The sequence below is a fragment of the Paenarthrobacter nitroguajacolicus genome (assembly GCF_051027655.1).
In the GTDB taxonomy this organism is placed as follows: domain Bacteria; phylum Actinomycetota; class Actinomycetes; order Actinomycetales; family Micrococcaceae; genus Arthrobacter; species Arthrobacter nitroguajacolicus.
In genome coordinates, this window is record NZ_CP073234.1 from 4,346,352 (window position 1) to 4,366,091 (window position 19,740).

At 61.7% G+C, this 19,740-nt stretch carries 17 protein-coding genes; 6 read left to right on the forward strand and 11 right to left on the reverse strand.

Going from position 1 to position 19,740, the window contains the following annotated elements; all coding sequences use genetic code 11:
* Nucleotides 1-47: 47 nt before the first annotated feature.
* On the forward strand, nucleotides 48-1,583 hold the full coding sequence (locus tag KCX59_RS20465) for a purine-cytosine permease family protein (RefSeq protein ID WP_179016757.1): 1,536 nt from the start codon (nucleotides 48-50) through the stop codon (nucleotides 1,581-1,583).
* Nucleotides 1,580-2,527, forward strand: coding sequence for a polysaccharide deacetylase family protein (locus KCX59_RS20470; protein WP_179016758.1), 948 nt, complete (start codon nucleotides 1,580-1,582; stop codon nucleotides 2,525-2,527). Before KCX59_RS20465 ends, KCX59_RS20470 begins: the two co-directional genes overlap by 4 nt.
* A gap of 84 nt (nucleotides 2,528-2,611) precedes the next feature.
* On the opposite strand, the gene KCX59_RS20475 is transcribed toward KCX59_RS20470, so the two are convergent.
* From KCX59_RS20475 to KCX59_RS20485, 3 genes are all read right to left on the reverse strand, one after another.
* Nucleotides 2,612-3,115 (reverse strand): DUF456 domain-containing protein, encoded by a 504-nt coding sequence (locus KCX59_RS20475; RefSeq protein WP_091463635.1) that lies wholly within the window; start codon nucleotides 3,113-3,115, stop codon nucleotides 2,612-2,614.
* Between the two features lie 122 nt (nucleotides 3,116-3,237).
* Nucleotides 3,238-4,428 (reverse strand): NAD(P)-dependent malic enzyme, encoded by a 1,191-nt coding sequence (locus tag KCX59_RS20480; protein ID WP_179016759.1) that lies wholly within the window; start codon nucleotides 4,426-4,428, stop codon nucleotides 3,238-3,240.
* A 274-nt stretch (nucleotides 4,429-4,702) separates the two neighbouring features.
* The gene (locus KCX59_RS20485; protein ID WP_179016760.1) at nucleotides 4,703-5,314 is read right to left on the reverse strand and encodes a TetR/AcrR family transcriptional regulator; all 612 of its coding nucleotides are present in this window, start codon (nucleotides 5,312-5,314) and stop codon (nucleotides 4,703-4,705) included.
* Between the two features lie 204 nt (nucleotides 5,315-5,518).
* Between KCX59_RS20485 and KCX59_RS20490 the strand changes: the two genes are divergently transcribed.
* Nucleotides 5,519-6,646, forward strand: coding sequence for an FG-GAP repeat domain-containing protein (locus KCX59_RS20490; RefSeq protein ID WP_178993536.1), 1,128 nt, complete (start codon nucleotides 5,519-5,521; stop codon nucleotides 6,644-6,646).
* Between the two features lie 51 nt (nucleotides 6,647-6,697).
* A complete protein-coding gene (locus KCX59_RS20495; RefSeq protein WP_179016761.1) occupies nucleotides 6,698-7,843 on the forward strand; it encodes an FG-GAP-like repeat-containing protein in 1,146 nt (381 codons plus the stop codon).
* A 2-nt stretch (nucleotides 7,844-7,845) separates the two neighbouring features.
* On the opposite strand, the gene KCX59_RS20500 is transcribed toward KCX59_RS20495, so the two are convergent.
* Nucleotides 7,846-9,150 carry an MFS transporter gene (locus KCX59_RS20500; RefSeq protein ID WP_179016762.1) on the reverse strand — a complete coding sequence of 435 codons (1,305 nt, stop codon included), beginning with the start codon at nucleotides 9,148-9,150 and terminating at the stop codon, nucleotides 7,846-7,848.
* Between the two features lie 157 nt (nucleotides 9,151-9,307).
* Here KCX59_RS20500 and rraA point away from each other — a divergent pair, with 157 nt between their 5' ends.
* Nucleotides 9,308-9,781 (forward strand): ribonuclease E activity regulator RraA, encoded by a 474-nt coding sequence (gene rraA, locus KCX59_RS20505; protein ID WP_054809070.1) that lies wholly within the window; start codon nucleotides 9,308-9,310, stop codon nucleotides 9,779-9,781.
* Nucleotides 9,782-9,913: 132 nt separating this feature from the next.
* A complete protein-coding gene (locus KCX59_RS20510) occupies nucleotides 9,914-11,566 on the forward strand; it encodes an MDR family MFS transporter (RefSeq protein ID WP_179016763.1) in 1,653 nt (550 codons plus the stop codon).
* A 164-nt stretch (nucleotides 11,567-11,730) separates the two neighbouring features.
* Here KCX59_RS20510 and KCX59_RS20515 read toward each other — a convergent pair whose 3' ends face one another.
* The 7 genes from KCX59_RS20515 to KCX59_RS20545 all read right to left on the reverse strand — a co-directional run bounded on the left by KCX59_RS20515 (nucleotide 11,731) and on the right by KCX59_RS20545 (nucleotide 19,655).
* Nucleotides 11,731-13,185, reverse strand: coding sequence for an aromatic amino acid ammonia-lyase (locus tag KCX59_RS20515; RefSeq protein WP_179016764.1), 1,455 nt, complete (start codon nucleotides 13,183-13,185; stop codon nucleotides 11,731-11,733).
* 480 nt (nucleotides 13,186-13,665) lie between these two features.
* Nucleotides 13,666-15,402, reverse strand: a complete 1,737-nt coding sequence (locus tag KCX59_RS20520) for a urocanate hydratase (protein ID WP_434122540.1) — start codon at nucleotides 15,400-15,402, stop codon at nucleotides 13,666-13,668.
* A 44-nt stretch (nucleotides 15,403-15,446) separates the two neighbouring features.
* Entirely contained in the window at nucleotides 15,447-16,361 is a 915-nt protein-coding gene (locus KCX59_RS20525; protein WP_179016860.1) for an ABC transporter substrate-binding protein, read from the reverse strand.
* 98 nt (nucleotides 16,362-16,459) lie between these two features.
* Nucleotides 16,460-17,176: an ABC transporter permease gene (locus tag KCX59_RS20530; RefSeq protein WP_370628875.1), complete on the reverse strand. Its 717-nt coding sequence runs from the start codon at nucleotides 17,174-17,176 to the stop codon at nucleotides 16,460-16,462.
* Nucleotides 17,173-17,823 (reverse strand): ABC transporter permease, encoded by a 651-nt coding sequence (locus KCX59_RS20535; protein WP_014923069.1) that lies wholly within the window; start codon nucleotides 17,821-17,823, stop codon nucleotides 17,173-17,175. The genes KCX59_RS20530 and KCX59_RS20535 overlap by 4 nt, the downstream gene beginning before the upstream one ends.
* Nucleotides 17,823-18,926, reverse strand: coding sequence for an ATP-binding cassette domain-containing protein (locus tag KCX59_RS20540; RefSeq protein WP_178993629.1), 1,104 nt, complete (start codon nucleotides 18,924-18,926; stop codon nucleotides 17,823-17,825). The genes KCX59_RS20535 and KCX59_RS20540 overlap by 1 nt, the downstream gene beginning before the upstream one ends.
* Entirely contained in the window at nucleotides 18,927-19,655 is a 729-nt protein-coding gene (locus tag KCX59_RS20545) for an IclR family transcriptional regulator (protein WP_178993631.1), read from the reverse strand.
* Nucleotides 19,656-19,740: the final 85 nt, after the last annotated feature.

Genomic DNA, 19,740 nt, shown 5'->3' on the forward strand with positions numbered 1-19,740 from the left:
GGGCACATACGCTGAAAGAGTCCCTTTCAAACACGGAGGCTCTCCCCATGCAAGACAACCTCTCCCCTGCGCCTTCAAGCCCATCGCAGTCAGGTCCGGCAAAGGCGCCGGGTCATGACAGCGAAGCGTGGCTTCAGCCCATTCCCGAAGCAGACCGTACCCGGAAAGTCTCCGGACAGTTCTGGATCTGGGCGGGCGCCAACCTCGCACCTATCAACTGGGTGCTCGGCGCCCTTGGCATCCACCTCGGCCTCGGTTTCGCTGACACAGTGATCGTCCTGGTCCTGGGTAACCTGATCGGCATGCTGCTGTTCGGCTGCTTCGTTCTCCTTGGCCAGAAGACCGGCGCCACTGGCATGGTGCTCGCCCGCGCCGCTTTCGGTCGTCAAGGCAACTACCTCCCGGCCGCCATCCAAGCCCTGCTGGTGATCGGTTGGTGCGCAGTCAACACCTGGATCATCCTGGACCTGGTCATGGCCCTGTTCGGAACCCTTGGCTGGGTGGATCCCGAGGCCAAGAACTACGCTTGGAAGATCGGCGTAGCCACGGCCATCATGGCAGCGCAGGTTGCCATCGCCTGGTTCGGCTACAAGGCCATTGCAGCCTTTGAGAAGTGGACGGTCCCGCCCACCATCATCATTCTGGCCGTCATGTCTTGCGTGGCATGGTTCGGCATGAAGATCGACTGGGGCTATGCAGGACCCGCAGGCAACATCCTCGAGGGGTCCGAGCGCATCGCCGCCATGAGCGCAGTGATGACCGCCATCGGCATCGGCTGGGGCATTACCTGGTTCACGTACGCCGCCGACTACTCCCGCTTCGTCAGCACTTCGGTTCCCAAGCGCAGGGTCTACCTCGCCTCGGTTCTCGGCCAGTTCATCCCCGTAGTGTGGTTGGGCGTCCTCGGCGCAAGCCTGGCCACCAACAGCGGCGAGATCGACCCCGGAAAACTGATTGTCCAGAACTTCGGCGTCCTGGCCCTCCCCGTCCTCCTCATGGTGCTGCACGGCCCCATCGCTACCAACATCCTGAACATCTACACCTTCTCTGTGGCCACCCAAGCCCTGGACATCAAGATCAGTCGCCGCAAACTCAACCTGTTCGTCGGCGTCTTCTCGCTGATTGCCGTCGTATTCTTCATCTTCCAGGAGGACTTCGCCGCGGTGCTCGACGCCTGGCTGATCGGGCTGGTCGCCTGGGTGGCCGCCTGGGGTGGCGTCATGCTGGTGCACTACTTCTGGCTGGAAAAGCGCTGGCCCGCCAAGGTTGACCGTCTCTTCGATGCCGTGGGAACGCACCGCCTGCCCGTCATCAACTGGGCCGGAATCGTGTCCCTCCTGGTGGGGATCTTTTCCACCTGGCTGTTCATGTACGGGCTGGTTCCTGCCATGCAAGGCCCCATCGCCGTGGCCCTCGGCGGCTGGGACCTCTCGTGGCTGGCTGGTGGCCTCACCAGCGCTGCGAGTTACGCAGTCCTCGGCCCGCGGGCACACAAGAAATACCTTCTAGCGGATTCGAACCACGTCTCTGTCACGCAGCCGGCCGCACCCGCACCCGTGGTTTCCGAAAGGACCACAGCATGAACCAGCCCGCTTTCGCTGATTCGCTCCACCCGATCACGTGGCCGCAGGGCTACCAAGCTGCAGCGTCCTTCACTTTCGACGTCGACGCAGAGTCCTGCACCATCGCGCACGATCCTTCCAGCACCCGGCGCATGTCCCTCATGAGCCACCAGTCGTATGGCCCCAAGATCGCGGTGCCGCGCTTGCTTCAGATCCTGGACCGCCAGGACATCAAGGGGACGTTCTTCGTTCCGGGCTTCACGGCTGAAAGCTATCCGGATGTCGTCCGCAGGATCGCTGATGCAGGGCACGAAATCGCCCACCACGGCTACCTTCACGAGCCAATGCAGGGCATCGACACGGCAACCGAGGCCAGTTACCTGGACCGGGGACTCGAGGCTCTGGCCAACGTCGCGGGGATCCGGCCGGTTGGTTATCGGGCACCTTGGTGGGAGTTGAATTGGCAGTCGCCGGCCCTGCTTGCGGACCGTGGCTTCCTTTATGATTCAAGCCTGCTCGACGGCGATGCCCCCTACCGCATGGCGGTCGCCGAAGGCGATTCCCGGGACATCGTGGAGATCCCCGTGGACTGGGCATTGGATGACTGGGAGCAGTACGGGTTCTACCCGGGAGTCACCGGCAGCGGGGTCATCGAGAGCCCGGCCAAGGCGCTGGAAATGTGGACCCTCGAAGCTCAGGCTCACCACTCCCAGGGCAGCTGCTTCGTCCTGACCAACCACCCGTTCATTTCAGGCCGACCGTCCCGTGCCGTCGCCTTGGAGCAGCTGATCGAGAGGGTCAAGGAGCTGGACGGCATGTGGGTCACCACGCTGGCTGAGATTGCGCAGCACACCAAGGACACCGTGCAGGAAATCCACACCCACGCGCGAATCGAGGTTCCACTGTTCCCGGGAGCCGGCGCAAGCTTCCGCCCCGCGCAGGTCCACGTCCCCGCGCACCACTAGCCCTCCCGCCGAGATGGCACTTCACCCCCATGTTGAATGGCAACATGGGGGTGAGCTGCCATCTCGACGCAGGTTTTTTGGGGTTTAGCCGTTCACGGCGTTGATCCAGACGCCGATGATCCACGTACTGGCCGCAGCACAGGCGAGTCCGAACTCCACCAGGATGCCGATGCCGGTCGCTTTCAGCGCAGCGCCGCTCGAACGCACAGCTGCACGGAAGTCACGGGTCCGCTGGACTTCACTGAGGAGAAGTCCGACGGCGAACCCAACAAAGAGCCCCACCACGGGAATGACGAACATTCCCACAACACCCAGGACCACGCCGATCAGCACAGACCTGTTGGGGATACCGTGCTGTTTCAGTTTCCTTCCGGTGAGCACGGCACTGGCCGCCATTCCCGCCACCACGAACACCATTCCGACGGCGAAGATCACCCAGCCGAGCGGACCTGCACCTCCCCAGATGGCCCAAGCCAGCAGGCTCGCACCAATGAGGATGCTCCCGGGAAGTACGGGAATGATGGTTCCGGCGACACCTACCGCAATAGCCAGGCCGCACAGGATGGTCACGATAAGTTCGGCATTCATGGCCCCAAGTCTATGGGCCCCTTGGCCGGCCAGCGGCGCAGCCAGACCGGCTTAACCACAAACGACGGCGACGCTCCCCAGCAGGGGAAGCGTCGCCGTCGTTGGTTCGAAGTCGGTAACCGCTATTCAGTCACTGCGGCAGCGACTGCCGCTGTGACGGCCGGCGCCACTCGGGCGTCCAGCGGGCTCGGCACGATGTAGTCCGCCGAGAGGTCTTCTGCGGCCAGTTCAGCGATGGCGTTGGCTGCGGCGATCTTCATGGCCGGCGTGATGCGGCGGGCCTTGGCGTCGAGTGCGCCGCGGAAGATGCCGGGGAAGGCCAGCACGTTGTTGATCTGGTTCGGGAAGTCGCTGCGGCCGGTGGCAACTACTGCTGCATACTTCCGGGCAACCTCGGGAAGAACTTCCGGGTCCGGGTTGGACAGGGCGAACACGATCGACTGGTCGTTCATGAGCTTCAGGTGTTCTTCGTCCAACTTGGAAGAGGAGACGCCCACAAAGACGTCGGCTCCCGTCAGACCTTCACCCGGACCACCGGTGATGCCGCGCGGGTTCGTCCGCTGGGCCATACGGGCCTTGACGCTTCCGGGGTCGGCCACGAGGTCGGCACGGTCAGCGTTGACCACACCCTTGGAGTCGAGCAGGATGACGTCCTTGATGCCAACAGCAAGGAGAATCTCGGCAATGGCGATGCCTGCGGCACCTGCGCCCGATACAACAACCTTAAGGCCGGAGAGTTCGCGCTGAGTCACCTTGGCAGCATTGGTCAGGGCGGCAAGAACCACCACGGCGGTGCCGTGCTGGTCATCGTGCATGACCGGGCAGTCCAAGGCTTCGATCAGGCGCTCTTCGAGTTCGAAGCAGCGCGGAGCCGAGATGTCCTCAAGGTTCACGGCGCCGAAGCTCGGGCGGAGACGGACCAGGGTCTCGATGATCTCGTCCACGTCGGTGGTGTTGAGCACCAGCGGGATGGAGTCGAGATCGCCGAAGGACTTGAACAGGGCCGACTTTCCCTCCATGACCGGCAATGAGGCGCTGGGGCCAATGTTGCCAAGACCCAGAACGGCAGTGCCATCGCTGACCACAACAACCAGGCGTTCAGCCCAAGTGTGCGTGCGGGCAAGTTCGGGGTTGGCGTGGATCGCGCGGCTGACCTGGGCGACGCCCGGGGTGTATGCGATGGAAAGGTCCCGCTTGTTATTGAGCGGAACGGTGCTGGAGATGGTCAGCTTGCCGCCTTCGTGTGCCGCGAAGATCTCTTCTTCGCTCAGTACCAGGGCGTCGTTATCAGTTGCAATTGTCTCAATGGACACGTCTTTGTCTCCTCAGGCTAGCCGTGAACCCACGGCACGATTCGGGCAGGAACAGAACTGCTGGTGCGGACCAAGGGTGACTGGTCCGGCATTGCTTCTGCAGATAGGGGGCTGCTAGCCGCTTCGGTGTTTCCAGCCTAGGGAAGCGCCGAGGGTACAAGATTCAATACCAAGAGAGACGATTCGAGAGTAAAACGTTCAACCACCAGCAAATGTGATCTACGTCATTCCAAAAACGTGTTCTTACGCCTTGCCGGTCTAGACCAGCAGCATTTCACTCCTCGCCAGTGAGGAGCGTGCACGCTTTCTTGAGATCCTTCTCGGCCTCAAACAGAGACAGCCTGCGACAGCGGACGGCTTGTACCAACCCGCTCACCAGGTGCAACAGGATCCGGGCCCTGACGGCGTCCTTCCCAGGGTCCCTGCTCAGCGACCCAACCACTTCCTCGGACAGGGCATCTATTTCCCGCAGTAGCTGTGCAGTGTCGTTGTCCTTGCCCGCGGGCCGGATGAGGCAGTGTTCCACTCCCGGCTGCATGACCCTCAGATGGAAGATCTCCATCATCAAACCCGCGAGGGCGTGGCCTTTGCCTTCCCGCAGTCGGACGCCGTCGCGAAGTTCCCGCAGCTGCTGCCGATAGACGGCCAGCATGAGGTGGGCCGTAGAGGGAAAGTAGCGATAGAGCGTGCCAAGTGGAATGTCAGCGCGGGCAGCAACGTCAGACAAGCTCAAGGTATCGAATTGCCGCTGGGCAAATCCTTCGGCAGTCTTCAGGATGCGGGCATAGCGCAGCTGCTGCCGCGGCGTGGTGGGTGCGGCAGCCATACGGGGCAGCCCCGTGGTCAGGTCAAGGGAGTAGGGTTCCAGTGAGTTTGATGCGGGCATTTCCGGCGATCTCTTGGCAGGCTGACAAGGAAACGGCCGGCTGGGTCAAGGACCGCGGCTGGCCGATCGCATCAATGATACGGGAGCAAAATGACCGTTTGCTGAGAGCTCCCTTTGCGCCCATGAGCCACGCCGCTCCCGGCTATCGACCCTGCAGACACATACACTTCATGCAGGTTTGATGGCGCACCGGGAGGAACACGCATGGGGACATTACGACGTCGGATTGCAGCCGCGCTGCTGACCGCCACTGTGGCGGCCATGGCCCTTTGTCCCCTGCCGGCGTCGGCCGCGCCCAGCAACGGACCAGACCCCATACTCAACGGCGAAGCGTTTGTGGGCAAAAAGCTGACCGCTGACATAGGTGCCTACACTTTTTATGGCTGCGGGGGTGGCAAAGGCCCGGACTTCACGGTGTACTGGACCCGGGATGGCTTCCTCGTGGCCGGCGAAACAACCCGGAGCTACCTCCTTGAGCCCGATGACACAGGCGCCCGGATGGCCGCCCACGTCACGGCCAGCAGAACGGCCTGCGGCGGAGAGTCCCTACATAGCAACGAAACCAAGCCTGTTGGCGCCGTGAACCGGGCGGCAGGATTCACGGGACGCAGCTTCGAACTCTTAACCCGCGCCAATGACGGCTCGCTGTTGCTCTACGGGCGAAATGGCAGTACCTGGGACCCTGCACGAACAGTGGGGTATGGCTTCAACATCTTCAACACGGCCTTCTCCCCGGGCGACTTCGACGGCGACGGCAAAAGCGACGTGATCGTGCGCGACTCCGTCGGCGGGCTCTACCTCTTCGGCGGAGACGGGGCCGGGGGATGGAAGCCGGCCAAGTCAATCGGCAATGGATGGAACGTGTTCGACTCCATCATCGGCCCGGGCGACTTCAACGGTGATGGCCACAACGACGTCCTGGCAAGGGAACCCGGCGGCGCCCTTTACCTCTACCCGGGCAATGGCGCCGGCGGATGGTTGGCTCGAACCGCCGTCGGGACCGGCTGGAACGTTATGGACGCATTGGCAACCCCTGGCGACTTCAATGGCGACGGCAATGTAGACATCCTGGCGCGTGACCGCAGTGGGTACCTGTTCTTTTACGGAGGCAACGGTGCAGGCGGCTGGTCACGGTCCTGGATGATCGGCGTCGGATGGAACGCGCTCAGGTTCATAGGCGGCGCCGGCGACTTCAACGGGGACGGCTTCCCCGATGTTTACGGGGTGGACCAGCAAGGCCGCTTGCTTGCCTACTACAGCGACGGAAAGACCGGCTGGAAGGGCACCGAGGTTGTAGGCGCAGGCTTTGGATGGTTCACAGCAATCTTCTAGGAAAATCCCAGACGCGGTACCATTAACCGCATAAAGTCTGGGGAGGACACAATGTTTGCTTCATCACGCCCTACGTCCGGCATGCGCCGGGCAATTGCCGGAGTAGCGGCTGCGATCTTTGCAGCAGTAGTACTTGCCCCCGCTCCCGCTATGGCCAACATGGACCCTGAACCTCCAGTAATTACAGGCGCTCCTTATGTTGGTTCCACGCTGACGGTTTCATGGGATCCTATGGCCTATAAGGGCTGCGCCCAGGCGTCCGGGCCCGATACACGCATCTACTGGACTCGCGACGGCGAGTTGGCCGCCGACCATACAACCTGGCCCCACTACCTCCTCGGCGAAGAAGACCGCGGCAAAACCATCGCAGCGCACCTGGTGGCAAACCATCCCTGCGAGGGCCTGGAAGTTGCCAGCGAGGAAACTGCGCCGATTTCCGCTTCGAACCGCCCCAATGGCTTCACCAGCCGCGGCGCATTCGAGCTCCTGGCCCGCCGCAGCGACGGCGCCTTGGTGATGTACCCGCGCGTGTTCAACAGCTGGGAACCGGCTCGGACCGTCGGCACCGGTTGGAACATCTTCCCCACAGTGCTCTCCCCCGGCGACTTCGACGGCGACGGCAGCAACGACGTCCTGGGACGGGACTCGGCCGGCGGCCTTTACCTGTACAGCGGCGATGGTTCAGGCGGCTGGAACGGTCCTAGGAAAGTCGGCACCGGTTGGAACATCTTCACGTCGTTGGTGGCCCCCGGGGACTTCAACAGCGATGGCACCAACGACATCCTGGCCCGCGATGCCAACGGAATTCTTTACCTCTACCCCGGGGACGGGGAGGGCGGATGGCTGCCAAGGTCCGTGGCCGGCCAAGGCTGGAACGCACTGAACGCGATCATCACCCCCGGCGACTTCGACGGCGACACAAACGTTGACGTCCTGGCACGCGATGCTTCCGGCTACCTGAGGCTCTACAGCGGAAACGGAATCGGTGGCTGGAACGGCATGACCGTTGTTGGTCAAGGCTGGAACGGCATGAGCAAGATCGGCAGCGCAGGCGACATCAACGCCGACGGCAGCCTCGATGTCTTTGCCGTGGACGGCTCAGGCCAACTGCGCGCCTACTACGGCAACGGCCATGCCGGCTGGGCCGGCGCTGAAGTGGTGGGCTGGGGCTGGGGCGGGTTCACGGACCTGTTCTAGGTCTATGCGACGCTCTTGATCTTCACCACGAACACTGCTCCCAAAAGACCAATCACTGCGGCGGCTACGTAGAGCGAGACGTAGCCGCCCAAGTTCTTGACAAAGAGAAAGGCGATGGCTGGAGCCAAAACCTGCGGCAGTGAGTTGGCGATATTGATGACCCCAAGGTGCCTTCCTCGATCCATGGCGGCGGGCAGGACCTCCGTGATCAGGGCGAAGTCCACAGCCAAGTAGGCTCCGAATCCAATCCCCAGCACCGTTGCTCCTGCAATCGCACCGATCCAGGTAGGCGCAAAAGCAAGAATCAGCGAGGCCGCAGCGATGATGGCGGACGAGGCGATAACCAAGGGTTTTCGCTTGCCCATCCTGTCGCTCAGCCGCCCACCCAGGACGCTGGTGATGATGACAGTGACGGCATACAGCCCTGTGACGACCAAGACCCCGAACTCCGGCTCAATTCCCTCCGTTTCCTTGAGCCGGACTGCGTCGCTGAGAAAGTAGAGCAAGTAGATCGTCACCATGTGATTGCCCGTGCTGACCAGGAATCTGGTCAGCCAGGCCCAAGCGAAATCCGGGTAGCGCTTAGGCGAAACCCAGAAGCCCTGGAGGAAACTCACCATTTTGAAAGCGGGACGCTCGCCGGGCGGCAGGGGCTGATCGTCGCTTTTCAGCAGGTAAAGCACGACGCCGGCCAGCAGCGCCGCGGCGCATACCCAGTAACCGGCGGCAAAGTCTCCGGCTACGACGGCAGCAATTATTGCTCCAACAAGGATGCCCACGGTCTGACCCATGGCTGCCAGGCCGCCCACAGTTCCGCGCTGCGGCACGGGAACACGGTCCGGTATAGCAGCGAAGATCGCCGCGTACATGGCGTTCGCTCCCGCCTGCACCAGACACCAAAGCACCGTCATGGCTGCGACGTTGGGAGCGCCGGCCAAGGCAACTAGGGCCACCGCCCCCAGAATGGCGCCCATCAGGACCCAAGGGACACGGCGTCCAAATCGCGACGTCGTGCGATCGCTGAAGGCGCCAAACAAGGGATTCGCAACCATGGAAACAGCGGCACCGCAGCCAGTGACCAAAGCAAGGATTGCTTCCTTTTGGCCTTCATCGAAGTGGGCCGCCTGCTGTCCGAGAAGAACTTGGAGGGGGCCAAAGAACGCTGCGTTGATACCAAGGTTGACCAGCACAACGCCGGTGACCCAGATCGGCCGAACCCGGGTAACAGGTTCAGCCAGTGCCGTTGCCGTACCTCCGCGGACTACGGCTGGATCCGGCACCGGGCCCGGTAGATCGGACAAGCTCATAGCAGGTTCCCCCTCATTTCAATGTTTGGACTCAGCCTAGCGCGGTGGAGCGACACTGAACCGCCGTCACGCCTTTTTCCACATAGGCCGAAACATCTCCTGCGGCAGCCGTGACGCACGCGTTAGTGTGGCCTCAAACCGACAGAGGAGCAGCACTATGAGCGAGCAAGTAAATACCGCCGATCTCTACGACGAACGCGGCGAGGAACTGGAGTCCATCGCTGTTCAGTTTCAGAATTTGGGTGGCCACACACACTTCAGTGGGCCTGTCCGCACTATTCGATGCTTCGAGGACAACGCCTTGGTGAAGACCGTCCTGAGCACTCCCGGGGACGGAGCCGTTCTGGTCATTGACGGCCAAGGGTCGCTGAGGACTGCACTTATGGGTGACATGATCGCGGAAAGTGCCGTAGCAAACGGCTGGGCCGGAGTAGTAATCAACGGAGCCATTCGCGACCGCGAGGCCATCGCCCGCCTGCCCCTGGGTGTCAAAGCTCTGGGCAGCAACCCAAAAAAGAGTGCCAAGACAGGAGTGGGTGAGGTGGACGTTCAACTGGTGATCGACCGCGTGCGGATCCAGCCCGGCGTGATGATTTTCTGCGACACGGACGGCATTTTGGTGGAGCGCTAAACCTTTTGAAGGCGCCGACTTGGAAGAAAAGTCGAAGAAACATTCTCTCGGCGGGAATCAATCGGGTCGTAAGATAGTTACTGAAAGCAACTATCCTGCTTATCCCACTTTTCTGCCACCTCTGGAGAAGATATGTCCAAAACTGCGCCCTCACGGGCCGCCGGTGAGGTCCTGACGCATCGTCAGACACTCACCGTCATGGTGGGGCTCATGCTCGGCATGTTCCTGTCCTCGCTGGATCAAACCATCGTGTCCACGTCCATCTACACCATTGCCAATGATCTCGATGGCCTGTCCCTCCAGGCGTGGGCCACCACGGCGTACCTCATCACATCGACGGTAAGCACCCCGCTCTACGGCAAGCTCAGCGACATATTCGGCCGCCGCCCGCTCTACCTGGTGGCCATTGTGATCTTCCTGATTGGCTCCCTTTACGCGGGCTCGGTCCACTCCATGACGGAGCTCGCCATTGCCCGCGGCATCCAAGGCCTCGGCGCCGGTGGCCTACTGGCATTGGCGCTGACCATCATCGGTGACATCGTGGCGCTGAAGGACAGGGCGAAGTACCAGGGCTACTTCATGTCAGTCTTCGGTATTTCATCCGTCCTCGGCCCGGTCATCGGCGGGGCCTTCGCTGGCTCGGCCAACATCCTGGGCTTCGAAGGTTGGCGCTGGGTCTTCTTCATCAACCTCCCCATCGGGCTCGCCGCCCTTGTAGTTGTCTTCATGTACCTTCACCTGCCGGCACGGCACGTGAAGCAAAAGATCGACTACTGGGGTGCGGCGGCAATCACGCTGGCGATTGTGCCCCTGCTGCTGGTTGCAGAACAGGGCCGCGTTTGGGGTTGGGCCTCCGGCGCATCCTGGCTCTGCTATGGACTTGGTGTGATCGGCATTGTGGCGTTCCTGCTCGCTGAGAAGCGTGCCGGGGACTACGCATTGATCCCGCTGCGCCTTTTCAAGAACACCACTTTCGGGTTGTCCTCGCTGCTGAACTTCATCATCGGCATCGGCATGTTCGGCGCAATCGCAATGCTGCCTATGTACCTGCAGCTCGTGAAGGGGCTGACTCCTACCGAGGCTGGCCTGATGATGATCACTTTTACCGTGGGCATCCTCTTCGGGTCGATCTCTGCCGGCCGAACCATCTCCTCATCCGGCGTATACCGGATCTTCCCGATTCTGGGCACGGCCATCCTGACCGCTTCAGCCACCGTCATGGGTTTGGTGCTCGGCGTCGATACCGGCCTGTGGGTTCCCGGCCTGATAGCAGTGTTCTTCGGCGTCGGATTGGGCTTCTGCATGCAGCCGCTCACGCTCGCCATGCAGGTGTCCGTCCCGCCCAAGGACATGGGCGTAGGCACTTCCACCGCGGCGTTCTTCCGTTCCATGGGCGGGGCTGTGGGAACGGCGGTGTTCATTTCCATGTTGTTCAGCACGGCGGCCGACAAGATCGCCGAAGGCATGAAGACCGCCGCTTCCAGCCCTGACTACCAAGCCGTGATGACGGACCCGGCTGTGGCATCGGACCCGGCAAACGCCAAGCTCTTCGACTTCTTCAAGAATGGCGCCAACAACGAATCGCTGAACGACACCAGCTGGCTTCACACGGCCAACAGCACACTGACACGGCCCATCACTGAAGGCTTTGCCCAAGCGATCGATATCGTCATGCTCACGGCTGCGGGGCTCATGCTGATTGCCTTCCTGATCAGCTTTGCCTTGCCCAACAAGAAGCTGACGGATCCCAAGACAGCAGCTAAGGAATCCGTTCCGGCGCACTGATACCTGGACAGATTGAGCCGGCTACTAAAGACCCAGTTCATAGACAAACGGCTCATTAATAGCTGGTTCGTAGAGAACGGCAGGCAGTCTCCGGACCGCCTGCCGTTTTCCTTTGGGTCATTGTCATCGGTGTCATTCGGTCGACAGCTTCTAGTACGGACCTTTTACTTCCAGTACGAACCCTTCATGAGCTCGATGGCCATCTCCAGGTCACCGCGAAGGTCTCGATCCTCCACATCGGACGGCAGCGTGAAACCTGCCCGCATCATCGCGCGCAGCCGTGCGCTGGCGAACTCTTCGGGTCGCCGCCCCTGCAGCCGCAGGGCACGGGAAGCGCAAACAAGCTCGACGGCGGCAACGGTAGCCAGTGCGTCCGCCGTCGATTCCAACTGGGCGGTGGCCACGCTTGCGAAGCTTGCATCCTCCTCAGCCCCGAGTGACAGCACCACAGTTTGCAGGCTTGCCGGCTGGGCGTTGGCCCGAATCCGGCCGACGGCGGCAGCAGCCACATATTCGAGCATCATCACCCCTGACTGACCTGAACCGTCCTCAGCCAGGAAGGGGTGCAGGCCCGTGTATTTCGGGTCGCAAAGGAGGTCGATCCTCCGAAGGTGAGTGGCGCACGCCGCGCCGATGGCCAGCTGCAACGTATCCACGCGGCGGGCAAGGTTAGTCATCTGGAAGAGCCCGTGGTGAGCGACGTCGTTCGTGCCATCGGACGGCGAGCCGTGAACGAGCGGATTCTCATTGCCCACTATGACAAGACGGCTCAGCAGAGCATGCAAGCCCGCGAGTTCCTCGGCTTGGGAGCCAAAAATCTGCGGCAAGGTCCGCAAGCAGTATGGATCCTGAATGCGGGCAGGCTCGCCGCTGCCGTGAACCATGCCATGGAACATCGTTGCGGCCGAGGCCACCTCTTGGGTATCCGCAGCCGCCGCTACTGCGGGGCTCAGGGCTTCGGAGTTGCCGGACATCGCAATGAAGGACAGTGCAGCCGATGACGCTGCGTTGTCCAAGAGACTCGACAGTTTTTGCTGAGCCAGGATTGCTTGACCAATAGTCAGCGCACTGGAGCTGATGAACGGAAGGGCATCGGCAGTTGCCCACGCCGTTAGGCGAACGGGAACGTTACCGCCACCCAATGGCTGGCGTTCGCCCAGCAAAGTGAGCGCCGTACCGGCCAATGCCTGCAGGTCCGCAGTTCCGATGCCACCGAACTCCCGGATTTCCGGAACGACATCGCTATTGATGAGTTCCACCAATTGTTCGGCAATGGAGGGGTTGATCCCAGATCCGCCGGCCGCCAATTGGCTGAGCCTGACAACCAACATCGCACGAACGGTCCTGCGATCCAGTGCTCTGCCCGCATCCACAGCGTGGCTGCGCAGAAGCTTCAGCCCGTGAGTATCCCGGCCCTCGGCTGCCGTCAGCGACACGGTGCGGTTCGCTCCAACGCCGGTCGATCGGCCGTAGACCGGACGCCGCAATGCCGTAGCTTCAGCAGACTTCCGTGATTCGTCCATTCGGACCAAAGCTTCCGGAGCCAGCGCGACGTCTTCGCCGTCGGCTACTGCGACGACATCGGCCAAGTCCAGCGTCAAGCCATCAATCGTGACCATAAACCGGTCCTTTCCAGTCAGTTTCCGGCACTAATCCGTTTCCGGGGCAGCGCAGTAGAAGCAGTCCTCCGGACAAGACAACTGGTTTTGTTCGACACCTGCACTATCTCGGATGTCAGGCTGGAAGGCCAGTGGGGAGAGTTGTGCCGTCATCGTTCACCAGGGGTCAACTGAAACCCGTCCTCAGTGTGAAAGAGCTTCCGAATCCCTGTCCTGGAAAGGATCCAGAGAATTGTGCCATCCGCGGTTCTATCGTCCACAGTCCCCCGAAACGGATTGTGGCCACCTTTTGTCATTGTCACCCGTGTTCCGATAGCGACTGATGCCCACGTTCCCGGGCTTTCCCTGTCCATGGTGCGTTTCCTCGCTCTCCGATGCGTGTGCTGATCGTTTGTTATTCGAACTGATGCCTAGGTTGCCCCAGGACGGCCAGGCAAGAATGCGTTGCATAGCCGTCCCGGGATGTCCTTCGAGATGCAGTTAGCGCGTGCTTGCGGTCTCGTTCATGGGGATGCGGACGCCGCGTTCGTTGGCGACCTCGACGGCGCGGTCGTAGCCGGCGTCGACGTGGCGGATGACGCCCATGCCGGGGTCGTTGGTCAGGAGCCGTTCGAGCTTTTCCGCGGCCAGGTCCGTGCCGTCAGCGACGGAGACCTGCCCGGCGTGCAGCGACCGGCCGATACCGACACCGCCGCCGTGATGGATCGACACCCAGGTAGCACCCGAAGAGGTGTTGATCAGGGCGTTCAGCAACGGCCAGTCAGCAACCGCGTCCGAACCATCGGCCATGGACTCGGTCTCCCGGTACGGGGACGCCACCGAGCCGGAGTCCAGGTGGTCACGGCCGATCACGATCGGGGCCTTGACCTTGCCCTCCTTCACGAGCTGGTTGAACAGCAGCCCGGCCTTGGCGCGTTCGCCGTACCCAAGCCAGCAAATACGCGCCGGCAAGCCCTCGAACTCCACCCGGTCCGCCGCAGCGTCCAACCACTTGTGCAGGTGCTTGTTCTCCGGGAACAACTCCTTGATGGCCTTGTCCGTGACGGCGATGTCTTCCGGGTCCCCGGAGAGCGCGACCCAGCGGAACGGGCCAAGGCCCTCGCAGAACAACGGCCGAATGTAGGCCGGAACGAAGCCGGGGAACTCAAACGCACGCTCGTACCCGCCCGTGCGGGCCTCGTCACGGATCGAGTTACCGTAATCGAACACCTCAGCACCAGCGTCCTGGAACTCCACCATCGCCTGGACCTGCCGTGCCATCGAGGCCTGGGCCTTCTTGGTGAACCCTTCCGGATCCGCCGCGGCCTCAACATGCCACTCCGCCACGGTAATACCCTCCGGCAGATAGGACAGAGGATCATGGGCACTGGTCTGGTCCGTGACCACATCAAAGGTCACCTCCCCGGCCTTATGCCGACGCAGCAGTTCCGGGAAAACCTCAGCGGCGTTGCCCACATACCCCACGGACCAGCCGCGGCGCTCGTCCTTCGCGGCTTGGACCTTCTTGATCGCAGCATCCAGATCGGTTTCGACCTCGTCCAGGTACCGCTTACCGGCCCGGCGACGCAGGCGGGTTTCGTCGACGTCGACAATCAGGCACGCACCGTCGTTCAACGTCACCGCCAGCGGCTGCGCCCCGCCCATGCCACCACAACCACCGGTCAACGTCAGCGTCCCGGCCAACGGGCCCTCCGTGGAACCCTCCGCGGCGGGTGCCGGGTGCCGGCCCTCCGCAGCGAGCTTGTTCCCCACCGCGGCGAAGGTTTCATACGTGCCCTGCAGGATGCCCTGCGTGCCGATGTAAATCCACGACCCGGCCGTCATCTGCCCGTACATCATCAAACCCTCGGCCTCGAGACGGCGGAACTCAGGCCACGTCGCCCAATCCCCCACCAGGTTCGAGTTGGCCAGCAACACCCGCGGAGCCCACTCATGGGTGCGGAACACACCCACCGGCTTGCCCGACTGCACCAGGAGCGTTTCGTCCTTCTCCATCGTCTCCAGGGTCCGGGTAATCGCATCAAACGCAGCCCACGAACGGACAGCACGACCCGTGCCGCCGTAAACCACCAGATCATCCGGACGCTCAGCAACCTCCGGATCCAGGTTATTCATCAACATGCGCAACGGCGCCTCGGTCTGCCACGACTTGGCAGTAAGCTCAGTACCCCGCGCGGCCTTAACCGGACGGGCACCAGTAGTGAAATCGGCAGTCATTCTTTACTCCTCTAGAGCAGCCAGCTAAATGAACCAGCAGGGATTTAGCCCAGGTTCTTGGTCTTGAGCCATTCCTTGGCGATTTCGCCGATGTCCTCGAACTTGGCCACACGACCGTTCATCTTGATCAGGTCCTCAGTGGTGAGCGCAGCAGAGACCTTGTCCAGTGTCTCCTTGACGGTGTCCGTGGACTTCTTCTCATTGATGACCGGCACGATGTTCTCGGAAAGGAAGAGGTTCTTGTTGTCCTCAAGCGCCACGAGGTTGTTCTCAGCCAACGCAGGATCGGTACTGAAGAGGTCGGCTACCTGTACCTGACCGGAAAGGAGGGCGTTCAGCGTGAGCGGCCCACCGGCGTCGAGCGCTGAAAATTCCTTGAACTCAAGGTTGTAGACGGACTTCAGGCCGGCAACGCCGTTGAGGCGGGTCTTCCACTCCGGCGGGCCGCCCAACACAAGTTCCTTGGCAACGGGCTGGAGGTCTTCGATGGTCTTCAGTTTGTACTGGTCAGCGATTTCCTTCTTGACGGTGAGGACATCCTTGTCCTCCGCTTCGGAAGCAGTCAGTGCGGTCAGGCCGGCCGGGATCTTTGTGGTCAATTCCTTGGCAACGTCCTCGGACGACACTGCCTTGGTGGCGGAGTCGAGGTACTGCAGGAGCGCGCCGCCGTATTCCGGCATGAGGTCGATGGAACCGTCCTTGAGCGCAGGGATGGTGACTTCACGGCTGCCGATGCTCGGCTTCTCAGTTACCTCGACGCCCTTGGCCTTCAAGGCTTCGGCGTAGATCTTGGCGATCAGCTGGCTCTCGGGAAAGTCCGCGGAACCTACGATGATGCTCTCGCCCGAACCCCCTGCTGCGGCTGTGTTGGATGAGCTCATGGGGTCCCCGCCGCCACAGGCGCTCAGGGTGATGGCAGCGACGGCCGCCAAGGTGAATCCAGTGAGGTACTTCTTCATGTCAACTCTCCTGAAATGGGTGCTGCAAGGCATGCAGCGGCCAGGTTGGGGTGGGTGGAGGTGAATCTTGTGCGCCGAACCACCGGCGCCGGTGTTGGTTAGACCGTGACGGGGGTCTTCACGGGTTCGGCCACAGTGGCCGACTTGATGGTGCGCCGGGTCAATCCGGGTGAGACAACGCGGCGGGTGATGAAAGCGAGAAGCTGGTCGAAGAACAGTGCCAGCAGGGCGACCAGAACGGCGCCGGCGACCATTTGTCCGTAGTCGTTCTGGGCCTTGCCGTCGATGAGGAGGCGGCCCAGACCGCCAAGCGAAATGTATGCGGCGATGGTCGCGGTCGAGATGATTTGCAACAGTGCGCTGCGGACACCGGACAAAACCAGCGGAAGAGAGCAGGGCAGCTGGACGTCCGTGAGGATCTTCATGGTGCGGAACCCCATGCCTTTTGCGGCGTCGACGGCGGCAGCATCCACAGCGCGCACGCCGGCGTAGGTGTTGGTCAGGATGGGCGGAACTGCCAGAAGAACCAGCACGATGAGACTTGGAAGTATGTAGCCCATGCGGGATGGGAAAGCTGGCGAAATGAGCAGGACCAGCAAGATCAACAAGCCAACGCTGGGAAGTGCCCGGAGCGCGTTGGCAAGGCCGGCGATCATGAACACACCTTTGCCGGTCACACCGATGTAGATACCCAGCGGCACGGCAATGATGGCGGCAATTGCCAAGGCAATAAGGGAGTACAGGAGATGCTCAGCGATCAACGTTGGAATGCCGTCTGCGCCGCTCCAGTGTGCGGGGTCGAACAAGTAATTCACGATGCCACCACCTTGGGGGTCCACGGTGTCAGCCACCGGTTGATGAGGATAATCAGCCCGTCAAGGATCATGGCGAGGACCACGCAAAGCACAATGCCGGCGATGATCGGAGTGTAGAAACGGAGCTGGAAGCCCTGTGTGAAGAGGGAGCCGAGCTGCGGTATACCCAGCAGGGCGGCGACAGATACGAGGCTGACGTTGGAGACGGCGGCGACGCGCAAGCCTGCGCAAATCACCGGGACACCCACGGGAAGTTCAACTTTCAGAAGGCTCTGGTATCCGCGATAACCCATGGCCTTGGCGGCTTGGACGGTATCCTCCGGAACGGAATCGAGGGCATCTGCCACCACACGGACCAGCAGAGCCACGGTGTAGATGGTCAGTGCGGCCACAATGTTGAGAGGGTCCAGGATCTTGGTACCCAGGACCAGGGGAAGGAGCACGAAGAGCGCCAGGGAGGGGACTGTGTAGAGCAGCCCGGCAACACCCACCAAGAGCGGGTAGATCCGCCGGCTGCGGTGCGCCCACCAGCCAAGGGGCAGTGCGATGAGCAGCCCCAGGATCAGCGGGGTGACGGCCAGCAGAACGTGCCAGCCCAGCAGGAACACAATGTTGTCGAACTGGCGGCCCAGCCACTCGAAGTTCATCAGATCGTCTCCATGTGTGGTTCGGCCTCGATAGCCTTGACCACGTCCGTTGCAGACACGGTCCCAATCAATTCGCCATGCTCGTTGACAACCACGCCGCGGCGGCTAGGTGAGGAGAGGGCAGCGTCGAGCAGCTGCCGCATGGTTCCTGATGCTGCTGCGGGGATCCCGCTGAGATTCAGGTTCTCCCGCTTCACTTCACCATTGAGAAGCTGTGTCTGAGCCCAACCGAGAGGCTTCCGGCCGCCGTCGACCACCAACACCCAAGCACCCAGCGCCTTGGCGCGAGCCTCATCCGCAGAAGCACCCAGGTGAACCACGGCTTCTTCGCCGATAGCCACGGCGCCAGCGGTTTTCGTAAAGCCGAGGGAGCGGTAACCGCGGTCACGGCCCACGAAATCGGCCACGAACTCGTCTGCGGGCGCAGTGAGTAGCTCTGAGGGGGACGCCATCTGTGCAAGCTTGCCGCCCACGCGCATCACGGCAACCTGGTCCCCGAGCTTGAGGGCTTCGTCGATGTCGTGGGTAACCATGATGATGGTTTTGCCGATTTCGCGCTGCAGGCGCAGGAACTCCTCCTGAAGCTGGGCGCGTACTACAGGATCAACGGCACTGAAAGGCTCATCCATCAGCATGAACGCCGGGTCAGATGCGAGCGCGCGGGCAACACCCACACGCTGCTGCTGGCCACCGGAAAGCTGCCAGGGATAACGTTTGGCGAAGCTCGTGGGCAGCCCAACACGCTCCATCAGTTCGAGCGCCTTGGTCCGGGCCTTCTGCCGGCTTTCCCCGAGCAGTAGCGGCATGGTGGAGACGTTGTCCACGATGGTCTTGTGCGGGAAGAGTCCTGCGTGCTGAATGACGTATCCGATCCTGCGGCGGAGCAACGCTGCGTCCATGCCGGAGGTGGGCTGATCATCCAGGTAGATGGTGCCGCTGGTGGGTTCGATGAGGCGGTTGATCATCCTCAGGGAGGTGGTCTTGCCGCAGCCGGAAGGACCAACAAGGATGGTCAGCTTTCCGGTGGGGGCTTCCAGGTTGAGGCCATCGACTGCCACCGTCCCGTCAGGGTAGGCCTTGGTGACATTTTCAAATTTGATCATTTACTTTTCCATGCTTTCCTGGGGCACTTCATGGTTTTCGTCGGGTTCCACGAGGATGGTGTCGGCTACCTTCACCAGTTCCTCGCCAAATGTGTGGGCCTTCGCCTCGTCCAAGCGGTAGCTGGGCACCACGATGCTGAGGGCTGCCACTGTTCGGCCGCCGATCACAATGGGTGCGGCGACGGCCGTTATGTCGTCTTCAACGCCACTGCGCACGATGGCGTAACCGCGGCCGTTTTGTCCGCCTGTCAGCACCTTGCCAGCGGCGGACCCGTCCAGCGGGATGCTCCTGCCGACCCAACTGGTGTGCCGGACAGAGCGGGTACCTTCGACGATGGCTATGTAGATTCCGGTTTCCCCAGGACCGGGAATACTCAAGTAGCAGGACTCGCCAGTCTCAGCCACAAGCCGCTTCATATGCGGCGTGCAAAGCGACACCAAGGATTCCTGGCCTAATGCCAGCGCTCCCAGCTGAATGACGCTTGCGCCCGGGCGAAAGTTGCCCCCGGGATCCCGCGTCACAAAGCCGCTGCCTTCCAAGGTGCGGAGGAGGCGGAGCGCGGTACTGGCCGACAGGTCTACCACCCGCGCTGCGTCACTGAGGCTGATGGAGCCGTCAGTACAGACCGCACTGAGGAGGGCCAGGGCCCTCTCGACTGTTCGGGTGGAAGAATCAGCTGCCACTGCCTGACCTGCTTTCAAGTGGTCTACATCACCATGTCTTGCCACTTAGTAAAAATCACTTTTCACCAAATGGCAAGAGTTTTCTGAAATTGGCGGGAAGTTCCAGTTATAAGACGTTGTGGTTTCCTCA

Excerpts from the sequence above, each read along its gene's own strand:
- KCX59_RS20465 (WP_179016757.1), top strand. The coding sequence starts at position 48 with ATGCAAGACAACCTCTCCCCTGCGCCTTCAAGCCCATCGCAGTCAGGT.
- KCX59_RS20470 (WP_179016758.1), top strand. The coding sequence starts at position 1,580 with ATGAACCAGCCCGCTTTCGCTGATTCGCTCCACCCGATCACGTGGCCG.
- KCX59_RS20475 (WP_091463635.1), bottom strand. The coding sequence starts at position 3,115 with ATGAATGCCGAACTTATCGTGACCATCCTGTGCGGCCTGGCTATTGCG.
- KCX59_RS20485 (WP_179016760.1), bottom strand. The coding sequence starts at position 5,314 with ATGCCCGCATCAAACTCACTGGAACCCTACTCCCTTGACCTGACCACG.
- KCX59_RS20490 (WP_178993536.1), top strand. The coding sequence starts at position 5,519 with ATGGGGACATTACGACGTCGGATTGCAGCCGCGCTGCTGACCGCCACT.
- KCX59_RS20495 (WP_179016761.1), top strand. The coding sequence starts at position 6,698 with ATGTTTGCTTCATCACGCCCTACGTCCGGCATGCGCCGGGCAATTGCC.
- KCX59_RS20500 (WP_179016762.1), bottom strand. The coding sequence starts at position 9,150 with ATGAGCTTGTCCGATCTACCGGGCCCGGTGCCGGATCCAGCCGTAGTC.
- rraA (WP_054809070.1), top strand. The coding sequence starts at position 9,308 with ATGAGCGAGCAAGTAAATACCGCCGATCTCTACGACGAACGCGGCGAG.
- KCX59_RS20510 (WP_179016763.1), top strand. The coding sequence starts at position 9,914 with ATGTCCAAAACTGCGCCCTCACGGGCCGCCGGTGAGGTCCTGACGCAT.
- KCX59_RS20515 (WP_179016764.1), bottom strand. The coding sequence starts at position 13,185 with ATGGTCACGATTGATGGCTTGACGCTGGACTTGGCCGATGTCGTCGCA.
- KCX59_RS20520 (WP_434122540.1), bottom strand. The coding sequence starts at position 15,402 with ATGACTGCCGATTTCACTACTGGTGCCCGTCCGGTTAAGGCCGCGCGG.
- KCX59_RS20525 (WP_179016860.1), bottom strand. The coding sequence starts at position 16,361 with ATGAAGAAGTACCTCACTGGATTCACCTTGGCGGCCGTCGCTGCCATC.
- KCX59_RS20535 (WP_014923069.1), bottom strand. The coding sequence starts at position 17,823 with ATGAACTTCGAGTGGCTGGGCCGCCAGTTCGACAACATTGTGTTCCTG.
- KCX59_RS20540 (WP_178993629.1), bottom strand. The coding sequence starts at position 18,926 with ATGATCAAATTTGAAAATGTCACCAAGGCCTACCCTGACGGGACGGTG.